Below are 13,937 nucleotides of genomic sequence, written 5' to 3'. Positions count from 1 at the left end.
TACATTTTTATATAATAGATCAGGTTCATATTTATTTGGAAAAGATGTGGAAAATATATGATTAATAAAAAGAAAAAATATATAGGGCGTTTGACACTTGCCGTTGCAATTACCTCTATTTTATTTTCGGGATGTGGGGCGGCACAAAAGGAGCTTGCACAGACGGACAGAGCTTCCTACGAGAAAATATCATACCAGACAGTTACGGTACAGAGCGGGTCACTCACACCGCAGACTACCATCAGTCTGAGAGCGCAGGGCTATACCAAGTTTTCCTATGGTGCGACAAACACGGAGCTTACGCTTGAAAAGGTGAATGTGGCAGTGGGTGATCATGTGAAAAAGGGCGATATACTGGTGGCTTTTAAATCAGGGGAGATACAGAAAAAGATTGAGGACTACAGCGGGCAGATCAGTCAGAATAAGCTTTTAGCAGAGCACTACAGGGCTATTATGAAAATCGATGATACTCAGGATTATTCAAGCGATATTGCCCAGCTTGATAAGGATACAGAGGTTGCCAAGCTTTATCTTGATGAGGCTAAGGAAAAACTGTCGAGATATCAGATCACGGCATCCGAGGATGGCACGATCACAGCAATGAACAATTCGCTTTTGGCGGGAGTTTTTGAACCGGGCAGCAATCTTATAACAGAAATCAGCGGAAACGGCAATTACGAGGCTGACAGACCGGAAGGTTATGACTTTAATGTAGGTGATGTATACACGGCAACAGCATCTGATATAGAGTTTGAACTTAAGGTAAAAGAGGTGGACGATAAAAAGCTTGTTTTTGAACCGGTATCGGACATGTCGGCAGTATCGGATGCACAGATATTTTCCATAGAGGTGACGCGCCCCGCTATAGAAAATGCTGTGTATGTGCAAAAGGACGCAGTACATGAGAATGATGGCAGGTATTTTGTATACACGCTGGATGAGAATGGATACAGACAGGCGGTATGGATAAATGCCGGAGATCAGGTGGGAGATTACCGGATCATCACAGAAGGACTTAAAAGCGGGGATGAGGTGGTTTTGCAGTGAAGATCAGAAACATTTTATCAATAAAAAAGCTGGCAGTACTGGGGATATGTGTGTCGTTTGTGGCAGGTGGCTGTGGAAAAATGACAGAAAGCAGCATACCAAAGCTTGAGGAGCCTGTAGCTTTAAATGAAGCCTACAGACCTGTGGAATACGGTACGATCGGCTCCATACAGGTGTTGATGGCTACCGCAGTTCCTAGGGATTACTGCAATTACTACAGTGCCAATGTAAACATTTCACAGATATATGTGGAGCCGGGAGATACAGTAAATGCTGGAGATGTGCTTGCTGTCTGTGATGTGGATGAGGCAAAAAAACAGTTGCAGGAATGTCAGGCTGCGCTGGCGCATGAGAATGAGACATATGAGATATCAGCTCAGATCTCGGATACGCAGATCCGATTATGGGAGAGCCAGGCCGCAGGGCAGGATAATAATGAGCCTGACCAGTCAGATGGAACTGCGGATGACACGCATGAAGCCGATGCAGACACAAATATTGATGAATATGCAGCAGTTACGGGCGAATTTTCAACAGAACAGACTGAGAAAAATGAGAGTACGGACGAGGATTACAACACACAGATCGCCACGGAACAGGAAAATCAGCGGTACGATAAGCAGCTTCACGAATACCGCGTGCAAAAGATCAATGAGCAGATGGCTTTATATCAGCAGCTCGTTGATGATGGAACGCTTAAGGCAGCTCACAGCGGTCGTGTCACTTACACTAAGAAGCTGACAGAGGGAAGGTCTGCTGCGGCATATGAGAATATAGTCATTGTCTCAGATACGGATGACCTTGTGCTGGATATAAAAGATACAGCCATAAATGAGTACAAATACAGCGATTATGACAAGAAATATGTGATAGTCGATGGCGAAAAATATGATGTCACCGAGTCTCAATATACATCAGAGGTTTTGGTACTTTCGAAGATAAACAACCGCTATCCGGATGTGTGCGTGGAAAGCAGGGAAAAGCCGTTTCTTACGGCAGGACAGATGTATCCGGTATATTTTGAAAAGACAAAAGCAAATCAGGCACTTGTCGTGGGAAAAGATTCCATCTATAAGGATGGCGATACTAGATATGTCTATGTGAAAAATGATGAGGGAGGCCGCGAGAAACGCATCATAACAACAGGTGAGTCTGATGAAAACTATACACAGGTCACAGAGGGCTTAAAAGAGGGGGAGCTGGTCTACTATAATTCTACAGATCAGGTTCCGACAAAGTACAGCAAATATACGGTAACAAGGTCTGACTTTGATATAGCAAACTACGGTGTGCAGTACAGCAGATCTGACGCAGGGACGATAACCGAAACCTGTGATTATGAAGGGCAGATCGTATCGGTCAATGTGAAGCAGGACGATACGGTAGAAAAGGGCATGCTGCTTTACGTGGTGGATACCGGAGAGGGCAAAGCTGCCATAACAGAGGCGAAAAATGCGATAGACTCGGAGAATGAATCCTATGCGCAGAAGATTGCTGACTACAATAAGCAGATAAAAGATTTATCTGAATGTGGTAGCAGCGCAGAAGAAAATAACCGGCAGGATGAAAAGCCGGATACAGCATATGATGAGCAACAGTTGAAAATGAATTTACAATTATTGGATCTGCAGAAAAAACTTGCCGGTGCAGACCACACCTATCAGCTTTCCCGGCTACAGTCAGCATATGACAGCATAAGCGCAGGAAATGACGGCAAAGGAAATATTTCAGTATATGCCAAAAATGACGGAAAAGTTTCAAAGGTGAGTGTCAAGGCAGGAGATAATGTGGAGGAAGGAGCAGATATCCTGCAGATAACCGGAAATTCCACGGACGTACTGCTGGTTCAGGTAAAGGAAAGCAATAGCTATAAAGTATATAAGGACAATATGGCAGATGTGGGAGAGCGCGTATCACTTGAGCTGGACGGTGCAACGATCTACGGAAGCTGCATCGGTTTTGCCGGTTATGGCGGGGAAGCTCAAAAGGGATATGTAAATCAGGATGATAAAGGTGTGCATATTACCGGAAACACAGATTCGGGATATGGAAATGCAGCATTTTATATAAAACTTGACAATGGAATACCGGATGACCTGACCGGGGCATCTGCTGTAAAGTCTGCTGTAAAGTTTTCTTATGTTTCTTTTAAAAAGGTGGTAGTGGTGCCGACTTCGATCATACACAAGCAGGTCAATCCGATGGACAAAGATGATATATCCTACTATGTGTGGAAAATTGATGGGGACAGCGTGGTAAAGCAGCCGGTAATATTGAGCGATTATACATCAGGCAGCAATACACTTGTGCTTTACGGTATTGATGAGGGCGATGAAATATGTTTGGCTTCGTAATTAATAAATTAAAAAACAGAAAATGGTTAAATCTGTGTCTGCTTATGGGAGTGGCTTTGTTTATAGCACTTTTTGTGTGCCACCCCATGTTTGAAAAGGGTGCGGGAAATCAGATACTCGACAGACTTTTTACGGATCATGCCACACAGCAGAATGAGTTTCCTGCACAGATGAGCCGCGAGGGAACATACGCGGTGGCAGATTATCCTGATTCGCAGTCAGTACTTGATAAGCTGTCGGGATATGAGCAAAAGTGGACTGAATATGTGGATATAGATAAGGTTTCCGCACAGCAGCTTATCACACTCTCAGGCGGACGCGCAGATACAGAGTTTGGAGGAATTAACAATTATTTTACAATAGGATATCTGCCGGGACTTTCTGAGTACGCTGAGGTTGTAAAGTCTAAGGCTGACACAGCCACATTCGAGTGCAGTGTAAGCGAAAAGACAATGGATCACTACGGACTTGTAGCAGGTGAAAAAATCTATTTACATGTACCTGATGGCAGTGGGAAAAAGGAAATTCCGTTTGTCATATCACAGATCTGCCGTGAAAAAGATATAAACGATCCATATTGGGCCAAGACGCTTTCGGATATGGGCGATGTGATATTTGTTTCGCAGGATGTTTTTGACGAAATGATGCAGTATTACAGCGAGGACAACATCAGCTACAGTGATTTTCTCATGCTGGATTACAGGCAGATCAATACGGAAAATGCCTCACTTTATGACGGTTATATGGAGCAGTTTAAGGATGCTGACAAGCTCTACAATGACAACATCCGTGATACGCTGGATGGCTTTTTTACACAGCAGAAGACGATAAAGCTGATGCTTTGGGCGTTGGAGCTGCCGTGTCTTGTGCTTTTGATTTTATTTATAAGAATGATATCTGCACAGATACTTTCGCTCGAGGAAAATGACATACTTGTTTTAAGAAGCCGCGGTGCGACAAAATTACAGGTATTTATTTTGTACTTGCAGCAGTCGGGAATAATAGCGTTTGCGGGCTGTGTACTCGGAATAGTACTCGGATATATAATGTGCCGCGCTGCCGCATCTACAGACGGATTTTTAAGATTTACGGCAAAGGATATAGGCACTTACAAATTTGTATGGCAGATGCTTGTCTATGCGGTGGCAGCGGGAGTTATCATGGTGCTGTTTATCACAGTTCCGGTGTGGAAAAAATCAAAGGATGCCATATCAGAGCGCAGCAGCAGGGGACGAATATCAAAGAAAAAGCCTCTTTGGGAGAAGTGCTTTATAGACGTTATACTTTTGGCTCTGTCAGCATATCTGCTTTACAATTACAACAAGCAGAAGAGTACGCTTGCGATATCTGTTCTTGAGAACAGGAGCATAGATCCTGTCATGATACTGGATAATTCGCTTTTTATATTTGCAACGGCACTTTTGTGCGTAAGACTTACCGGACTTATTATTCTACTTGTGGACAGGCTCTTTAAAAAGCATTTTTCTCCGGCAATGTATGCATCATTTTTACAGCTAAAACGAACCAGATACAATCAGGGATTTCTGGCAGTATTTCTTATCATGACAGTGGCTGGCGGTATTTTTGACGCGAATATGGCGCGCACCATGAACAGCAATATGGAAAAACGGATCGTCTACAATGTGGGTTGTGATGCGATATACAACGAAGATTTCAGACTCAGGATACAGAAGAATAAAGATGGCTCTGTAAACTGGATGTATGACGAGCCTGATTTCGGTAAATATGAGTCGCTCAAAAATGAGGGCATCTGTGACGGTGTCACGCGTGTGCTTGAGGACGAGCGGGTAGACATTTCTGCAGGCAGTGGTTCGGTTCCGGATGCATATCTTATGGCGATAAACACAAAAGAATTCGGTGAGACTGCGAAATTGCAGAGTGACCAAAATGATGATATTAATGATGCGCACTGGTTCAATTACCTGAATGAGCTGGCAAAAGAGCCGGACGGAGTCATCATTTCCTCAAATCTGGCAAAAGCCCTGGGACTTAAAGTTGGTGACAGCTTAAATTACTCAAGGTATGTACCGGAGGCTGTCGATGATGATCAGATCTACGCATCCGAGAATGCAAAGGTATGTGCCATAGTAAAAGGTTTTCCGGGCTACGAGCGTTACACCTATGAGACAGATGCAGAAGGAAATGTGACCGAGCAGGAGAAATACCTGATCGTTGCAAATTATGCTACGGTTGTGGAAAAGTTCGGCATGACACCGTACAGTGTGTGGATGAATCTGTCAAAGGGAAAAACGGTGGATGATATATACAAAAATATAACATCCGCGCAACAGCTTATAGACGAGAATAAAAACTCAGCCACAGTGCAGATCACAAACGGTATGTTTACCTTAAGCTTTATACTTTCACTGATAGTGTGCTCAGTAGGATTTTTGCTGTATTGGGTTATGACACTAAAACAGAGGGAGCTGCAGTTTGGTATATACCGCGCAATGGGAATGAGAATGAGAGAGGTAAAAGCAATGCTTTTAAACGAGCAGATATTTTTATCATTTCTGCCGCTTCTTGCGGGAGCAGGCATAGGTATAGCAGCAACAGCGATGTTTGTAAGGCTCATATCGATCATATATCTGCCGCAGAAACACAATATCGGAGTAAATGTATATATTTATCCATCTGATATGCTGGAGCTTGCAGGAGTACTTTTTGTGGCTGTAGCCGTATGCTATGTGGTTATCAGCAGACTGCTTAAGAGTATGAAGATAGCACAGGCACTAAGGCTTGGAGAAGATAGTTAGCAGATAAATGAGGTCGTGACATATGGAAAATGCGATAATTGCTCAAAATATAAAAAGATATTTCAAGGCGGGAGATGGTACAACAGTCCACGCACTTGACGGAGTATCCATGGAGATAAAAAAAGGAACACTTGCCATCTTAAAAGGGCGTTCCGGCTCTGGAAAGACCACACTTCTTAATATCCTTAGTGCGCTTGATATGCCGACAGAGGGAAGTGTGAAGTTTCTGGATAAAAACCTCGAGCAGATGACCGAGAAAGACCGGGAAATGCTAAGGCGGTATGAGATGGGATTTGTATTCCAGTCTATAGCACTAATTCCCACGATGACGGCATATGAGAATGTGGAATTTGCCCTTAGACTTGCGAAAAATAAACGTCAGATACAAAAGAATTTGACTGATATGGATAATGACATTGGAGATGCAAAAAACGATGTGATAAATGAGAATACGCAGGACAGAGTATCAGAGCTGCTGGAGCGTGTCGGACTCTCAAAGCGCATGGATCATATGCCGGATCAACTATCGGGAGGTGAGCAGCAGAGAGTTGCGATAGCGCGCGCTGTGGTTCATCGCCCGAAGGTGGTCTTTGCGGATGAGCCGACAGGAGCACTTGATACCGCTTCTGGATTTGAAGTCATGCGATTGTTCCGTGAGTTGATAGACGATGAGGACATCACAATAGTTATGACCACGCATGATCCGAACCTGATGGAGCTGGGAGATGAAGTGTTTGAGCTTAGTGACGGCATAGTAATTTAAATTAAAAGGGAGAAAACCAGATGATAAACTGCGATGGATTGGTAAAAATATATGAGACAGACGATAAAAAGGTGATGGCACTGGAGGGGCTTGACCTGACTGTGGAAACAGGGGAGATGCTTGCGGTAATAGGAAAATCCGGCAGTGGAAAATCCACGCTCCTAAATATGATAGGAGGACTGGAAACTCCAACGGCTGGAGTACTCACTATTGACGGAAAAGATATTTCCACATATTCAGAAGCTGAAATGGTGAGATACCGCAGGGACAAGGTGGGCTTTGTGTGGCAGAAAAGTGCCAAAAATCTGTTCCCATACCTGACTGTGCTGCAGAATGTCGAGGCAGTGATGATGTTTGAAAATGCAGGTAATACCGATAATTTAAAACACGGAGAAATTATAAAAAAGCGCAAGGATAATAATAAAAGCTATGCCCTTAAATTGTTAAATGCAGTGGGATTACAGGAGCATAAGGATAAGCTTCCGGCTCAGCTATCTGGAGGAGAGCAGCAGCGCGCAGCGATAGCGGTGGCACTGGCAAATAAGCCGGACATACTGCTTGCGGATGAGCCGACCGGAGCCGTGGATACAAGGACTGCTGATACAATCTATGAGCTGTTTCATAAGCTGAACAAAGAGCTTGGTATAACCATCATCATAGTGACACACGATATGGCACTTGCAGGCCGTGTAGACCGCACAGTGCTTATATCTGACGGAAAGGTAAGTACGGAGAAATTGAAGAAACACCCTGCAATGGAATATACGGTATTGGACAAGGCACACAGGATAAAACTCACTGATGAGATGCTTGAGGCAGCGGGGATAGAGTCTAATAAGGTCAAGGTTGATGTGCAGGATGGAAGGCTTGTGATATCGCGGATTTAAGACATATTCAAATCATCTAAAAATTTAGAGCATTTATGGTTGTAATTATTTTGTTTGAAAAATACTGTGAGTTTGTCTATAATTGAGCTATAGATAATTTCAAGAGGTATAATACAAAATGATAAAAATAGGTATTTGTGACGATGAACCGATTGTATGCGAAATACTAAAAAAGAAAGTCAGCATATGCTTAGTAGAAACGAATACAGAAGCGGAGATTGAATGCTTTTATAGTGGTAAGGAACTATTAGATAACAGTAAAAAACCGGATATTCTATTTCTTGATATAGAGATGCCGAAGCTTGATGGGATAGAGACTGGGAAAAAACTTCGTGAAAATGGAAAAGACTGTAAAATTATTGTTGCAACAAGCAGAGTAGACAGGTTTAAGGAAGCCTTTCATATAAATACATTTCGCTTTATTACAAAGCCCTTTGAAATTGATGAAATCCGGGAAGTGTTGCAGGATGCGGTTATATCGCTTGGTGGAACAAAGAAAATAGAGGTATATCGAAATAGAGAAAAATACAATATATTGTGCAAGGATATTTTTTTCATAGAAGCTGTTGAAAGCTCGATAGAATTTATTTTGGAAGAAGGAAGATACAGGAAAGAAAGCTCATTGTCAGAATTGGAGAAGGAGTTGGAGAAAGCAACTTTTTTCCGTATTAATAGGCAGTGTATAGTCAATATTGATAAAATAGAAAAATATGAAAAGGGAAATATATTCATTCATGGATATATAAAAAGGGTATCCCAAAGGAGAAAGAAAGAATTCCAGATTGCGTATAGGGAACATTTGGTATGAGAGTTGTACTTTTTATAAATTTATTATTAGAAATTGTAAAATATATTTTAGCCGGAGAGGCTGTGTTTAACATAAGCCTGATAAAAAGATACAGGGTTGGACTAATTGTAGCACTGAGCATGACAATTTTAGCAGTGAGTATTAATGATAAGGTAGAGATTTTATCATTTATGGTTTTACCTATTATTTTTGTTATCCTATTTATAACAATGGGTGGAAAACGGTGGAGCAGGGTGACCTGTTTTGTGAAACTGACTTTTTTGATTCTTTACATGGATTATGTTATTGAATTGTTTATGAAACTATTTGCGTCATCCGGGATTAAAAGCGTAAGAGGATGGCTCATAAGTAATGTGATTTCCATATCACTTTATGGAAGTATTTATGTGATTAGGAGATACAAGAGTAAGGTTGAAAATACAAGGCTGGAACAAATTGGAACGGGGATCATGTATGCAGGCATTGTTATGATGGCGGTTGCAATACCACTGACCATTGCAGAACTGAATATTTTATCAAAAAAATATAATAATATGGGAAACATGAAAATGATACAGCTTTTGTCGGCAATGTCTATGTTGGGTATTGTTATATTAGGTTTAGTACTGATTTATATATATGGTATGAACCAGAAAATGAAGAGCTATCTTGAGATTGAAAGAATGTTAAAGCAAACTCAGAAAAACTATTATGAGGCAGTGATAGAAAAGGAAGAGAATACAAAGAAATTTCGGCATGATATATCTAACCATATTATGTGTATAGGAGAATTGGCAGAACAGGGAAAACTAGATGAAGTAAGAAGGTATATTGATGATATACAAATAGAATTGAAAAGAATACATAATTGTTGCTACAGTGTTGGAAATACAATTATAGATGCGCTATTAAATCGCTATGTGAGTCAGTTGTCAGAGGATGTAAAGGTCACTGTTTCAGGAGCCATACATGAACAACTACCGATAAGTGATGTTGAGTTTTGTACTATTTTTTCAAATCTTATGAAAAATAGTGTTGAGGCATTACAGCATATTGAGGGAGAAAAATATCTTTCAGTAAAATTCTATACCGGATCAAATGATTTTGTTCTTGAGCTATGCAATAGTGCATCAAATCAAACATTTGTAAATAATAATGGATTGCCGGATACTACCAAAAAAGAAAAAGATAGTCATGGGTATGGCTTACAAAATGTAAAGGATACAATTAATAAAAATAATGGTAAATTTTATTGGGAATCATCGGCAGAAATGTTTAAAGTGAAGGTACTGTTGCCCAATATTTAACAATATTATGGGTTTTTCAGAAAATGTGATATCGTTGATTTGTTTCATTCGCGGGGTTAAGTGCAACGTTCACGGGGTTATTATTGAAATATGGTATTTGTCATGTTATTTTTATCTCAGAAATGAGGAGGACAAATACCATGTTTTTAATTTATGATAAAGTAGCCGTGTGTGGCTGGGGATTATGGGAAGAGATAGCAAAAATTCTTATGGGATAGAATTTCATTAGAACAATTGATAAAGGGAATGATAAATGAGATATACTTTCATAAAACAACATGATGCAACAGACTGTGCAGCAGCTTGCATGGGCATGGTCTGTCTGCACTATAAAAAAGAGACAACAATTACAAAATTACGTGACATGATGGGAACAGACCTGAAAGGAACAAACCTTATAGGGTTGTCTAAGTGTGCAGAAGAACTTGGATTTAACTGTCAGGCTGTAAAAGTAGATAAAGAGGGTTTTGTTAGCAGATATACATTACCGGCTATAGCAAATATCGTGACAAAGGAAGGCTTATCGCATTTTGTAGTGATATTTAGAATCACAAAAAAGTATGTGATAATAGGTGATCCGGCTAAGGATCTTGAGAGACTGACTATAGACGAGTTTTATAAGAAATTTACAGGGGCCATGCTCCTGCTGAAACCAAATAGTGAGTTTGAGCGTGAAAAGATAAAGGGAACGAAGTTATTCGACAGATATATAAAGTTGCTGCTTCCACAGAAGAAGCTGTTTATATATGCGCTTGTAGCATCACTTTTGGTTACACTTCTGGGAATTTTATCATCACTTTTTAACAATATAATATATGATGAAATACTTCCGTATCAGCAAAAAGATGTATTAAAGATGATGCTTGCGGTATTTCTTGGAATATCACTGACATCTACATTTGTAAGTTTTGTGAGACAGTGGATTCTCATGCATCTGTCCATAAAAATTGATATACCACTTATGCTTGGTTATTTTGAACATATATACAAATTGCCGATGAAATTTTTTGCGAGCCGTAAGACAGGTGATATTACAACCAGATTTTCGGATGCATTTACCATAAAAGACATATTTACCAGTATAGCATTATCACTGATCATGGACATATCAATGGCTTTGATAACTGGAGTAATACTTTTTCAGATGAACCCGAAGCTTTTTGCAGTGATCATAATGATGACTCTCATAAGTATTGTACTCGTATTTATATTCAAGCAGCCATATAAGAAGATAAACGAAGAACAGATGCAGCAGTCATCCATACTCAACTCGGAAATAATAGAAGGGCTTCGCGCAGTTGAGACAATAAAGGGAAATGCCAATGAGGATATAGAGCTCGAAAGCATAGAGCGGGAATACATAAAATCTCTTAGGATAAGTTATAAAGAGGGCATGCTTTCAAATGTGCAGTCAACAATATCGAGTGTTATATCGGGAGTTGGTAATCTGGTGCTTCTGTATGTAGGAATAATGCAGGTTATAAATAACAACATGACGCTTGGAAGCTTCATGGCATTTAACACACTTGCGGGATACTTTATGGATCCTATAGGCAATCTGGTAAGCCTTCAGTTATCCATTCAGGAAGCAAATATTTCAATGAAGAGACTTTCTGAAATCATGGATTATGAGAGAGAGCAGAAAAGCGAGAGACAGTATCAGGAAATATCAAGTATAGATGGTGATATTAAGCTTGATCATGTCACTTTCAGATACGGAAACAGAAAACCGGCTTTGGATGATGTGAGCTTTATAATAGAAAAAGGACAGAAAGTGGCACTTGTGGGGGCAAGCGGAAGCGGAAAATCTACAATAGCCAAGCTGCTGCTCAAATATTATGAGCCGGAGGCGGGGGATATAACAATAGATGGGATGGATATATCAGAATATAAGAATGACGATATACGTCATGCGATATCATATGTGCCACAGAATATAGAGCTTTTTTCAAAAAGTATTTATGACAATATAAGAGTTACGAGACAGAGTGCAACGCTTGACGAGGTAAAAGAGGCTGCCAAAGCCGCTGATGCCCATGAATTCATAAAGAGACTGCCGATGCAGTATTATACTTATCTTGAGGAAGCAGGAAATGGTCTGAGTGGAGGCGAGAAACAGCGAATTGCACTTGCAAGAGCATTTCTAAAGGAAAATCAGTTTTATATCATGGATGAATCCACAAGTAATCTGGATTTTGCAACGGAAAATATAATCTTCGATATGATATACAATAAATTCAGAAAAAAGACCATGCTCATTATTGCGCACAGGCTTGCAACAGTAAAAAATTGTGACAAGATAATAGTAATGGATAAAGGAAAAATTGTAGAACAGGGAACACATCAGCAGTTGCTTGAGAGGAAAGGACTGTATTACAGACTGTGGGAAATGCAGCAGGGAAATTTTGTTATCAAAGAAGACTCAGATAAGGATGAACATCTTGCTGAGAATTTTGATGATGATGAGGGTGTAATGAGCTACACTTAGATGATTAATTTTTGTATGTAAAAGCTTTACATAGAGTCAGGACTGTCTGCAGACGGGAATGGCAAAAATAAAACAAAGAGAAAAGGAGGTACACATATATGGATATGTGTTACGATGGAGCATTAGTAATGCCATCAAGCTACGCTAGGATGAAAGAAGAGATGTGCTATGTAGAAGGTGGTACAAGTACGATAAAAGGAACTGCCAAAAGACTGAAGACACAGGCTGGAGCACTAATGGCTAGCTGGTTTTCACTAGCTATTGGGTATACATATGCTGCGGCTTCAGCAGCTGCGACAGGTGCAGGTCTTCCAATTTCAGTTTTTTCGGGGATAGGTGCGGGATATTGTGGATTTGTTGGAAATGAATATAGAAATGCATATAATTATTTTAGTCAAAAAAGTCAAAAATCCACTACAAAGTATAAAATGACAACAATAACATTTGCTATTGCTGTAACGGGGGTGTCTTATGGAAAAGCATAGATAATTTATATTGACTAGATTATAACACAAAATATTCAGCTTTTTTGAATATTTTGTGTTATATATAGGAATTTCCAAAATTTCTATACGATTTTTTCCAGTGGGAATAAGCTATGAAGGAAAAGGTGTACCTTTAAAACACTATTTTAACACAAGATGTAAAAGACTGTTCATATCTGAAACTTATTTAATTTAGATATGCAACGAACACATTTTATTTTCTAATGAAAATTATTGGATAGAATAAGGAGGAGAAATGAAAAAGAAGAATAAAATTATGTATGTTGGATTAATAATTCAATTATTGTCAATCGTATATATGTTAGTGTGTATGTGTGTTAATCATACAGTTTCAGGGTTTGTAACGATAACAATGTTTTTAGGACTTTTAATAACACTAATTTCATCGTTTGTTATCCGAAAAGAAAACACAGGAGTAAAAGAAAAAAATAATGCAATTATTTTTTTTACTTTTTTACTGATCTTAATAATGTTAGTAATTACATTTATTACAGTATAGTTGTAAACAACAGAGATAAAATAGTATGAAGGATAGCATATGAATACAATAACTCTTTCGGAAAATAAAACTTTAAAACTTCAAAATGTATTATCTGTGCAGGTGGATTTAGAATCTGAATCGGATGAACTCTTTGATATTGAAATTAATAAATTGAATACTTATATACAAACTCATGGAGCAAAACAGATTGGGCCATTAATTCAGGCTACGAGTTTTGAAATTAAAGATGACGGAGCTGTAGATATTAAAATGCAGTTTATGCTTCAGACAGACAACTTCATCCATAACGTAGAACCACCTTACAAGATGGATTCCATTTTACGTGTAAAGAACTGTCTCTATGCACGTTATATCGGACCGGAGGATAAGCTGAAATTTGCCTATGACAAGCTCGGAGTTTATGCATTTGAGAATGACATAGAGCTTGAAGGCTGCAATTATACTATCTATGTGGACAGGAATGAAGAGGATGAAACCATGGTTGCGGATGTATTCATGCCTGTAAAGGAATAAAAGAAA

At 39.6% G+C, this 13,937-nt stretch carries 11 protein-coding genes; all 11 read left to right on the top strand.

Features of this window, described 5'->3' with window-relative positions:
• Nucleotides 1–57 precede the first annotated feature (57 nt).
• The 11 genes from ACW6PM_RS05125 (at nucleotide 58) to ACW6PM_RS05075 (ending at nucleotide 13,931) form a co-directional block, all read left to right on the top strand.
• On the top strand, nucleotides 58–1,047 hold the full coding sequence (locus tag ACW6PM_RS05125; RefSeq protein ID WP_456056433.1) for an efflux RND transporter periplasmic adaptor subunit: 990 nt from the start codon (nucleotides 58–60) through the stop codon (nucleotides 1,045–1,047).
• Nucleotides 1,044–3,401, top strand: a complete 2,358-nt coding sequence (locus ACW6PM_RS05120) for an efflux RND transporter periplasmic adaptor subunit (protein ID WP_456056432.1) — start codon at nucleotides 1,044–1,046, stop codon at nucleotides 3,399–3,401. The genes ACW6PM_RS05125 and ACW6PM_RS05120 overlap by 4 nt, the downstream gene beginning before the upstream one ends.
• Nucleotides 3,386–6,178 (top strand): ABC transporter permease, encoded by a 2,793-nt coding sequence (locus ACW6PM_RS05115; RefSeq protein ID WP_456056431.1) that lies wholly within the window; start codon nucleotides 3,386–3,388, stop codon nucleotides 6,176–6,178. Before ACW6PM_RS05120 ends, ACW6PM_RS05115 begins: the two co-directional genes overlap by 16 nt.
• Before the next feature lie 22 nt (nucleotides 6,179–6,200).
• Nucleotides 6,201–6,941 (top strand): ABC transporter ATP-binding protein, encoded by a 741-nt coding sequence (locus tag ACW6PM_RS05110; protein ID WP_456056430.1) that lies wholly within the window; start codon nucleotides 6,201–6,203, stop codon nucleotides 6,939–6,941.
• Between the two features lie 20 nt (nucleotides 6,942–6,961).
• Nucleotides 6,962–7,828, top strand: coding sequence for an ABC transporter ATP-binding protein (locus tag ACW6PM_RS05105; protein ID WP_456056429.1), 867 nt, complete (start codon nucleotides 6,962–6,964; stop codon nucleotides 7,826–7,828).
• 118 nt (nucleotides 7,829–7,946) lie between these two features.
• Entirely contained in the window at nucleotides 7,947–8,636 is a 690-nt protein-coding gene (locus tag ACW6PM_RS05100; protein WP_308651433.1) for a LytR/AlgR family response regulator transcription factor, read from the top strand.
• A complete protein-coding gene (locus ACW6PM_RS05095) occupies nucleotides 8,633–9,922 on the top strand; it encodes a sensor histidine kinase (RefSeq protein ID WP_456056428.1) in 1,290 nt (429 codons plus the stop codon). The genes ACW6PM_RS05100 and ACW6PM_RS05095 overlap by 4 nt, the downstream gene beginning before the upstream one ends.
• Nucleotides 9,923–10,175: 253 nt before the next feature.
• On the top strand, nucleotides 10,176–12,410 hold the full coding sequence (locus ACW6PM_RS05090) for a peptidase domain-containing ABC transporter (protein ID WP_456056427.1): 2,235 nt from the start codon (nucleotides 10,176–10,178) through the stop codon (nucleotides 12,408–12,410).
• A gap of 98 nt (nucleotides 12,411–12,508) precedes the next feature.
• Nucleotides 12,509–12,895, top strand: a complete 387-nt coding sequence (locus tag ACW6PM_RS05085; RefSeq protein WP_456056426.1) for a hypothetical protein — start codon at nucleotides 12,509–12,511, stop codon at nucleotides 12,893–12,895.
• Nucleotides 12,896–13,151: 256 nt separating this feature from the next.
• On the top strand, nucleotides 13,152–13,415 hold the full coding sequence (locus tag ACW6PM_RS05080) for a hypothetical protein (RefSeq protein WP_308651427.1): 264 nt from the start codon (nucleotides 13,152–13,154) through the stop codon (nucleotides 13,413–13,415).
• Nucleotides 13,416–13,454: 39 nt separating this feature from the next.
• Nucleotides 13,455–13,931, top strand: coding sequence for a hypothetical protein (locus ACW6PM_RS05075; RefSeq protein WP_456056425.1), 477 nt, complete (start codon nucleotides 13,455–13,457; stop codon nucleotides 13,929–13,931).
• Nucleotides 13,932–13,937: the final 6 nt, after the last annotated feature.

Source organism: Agathobacter sp. (assembly GCF_977054825.1).
The sequence above is the reverse complement of the archived record's forward strand: the minus strand, read 5'-3'. Positions and strand labels throughout refer to the sequence as shown.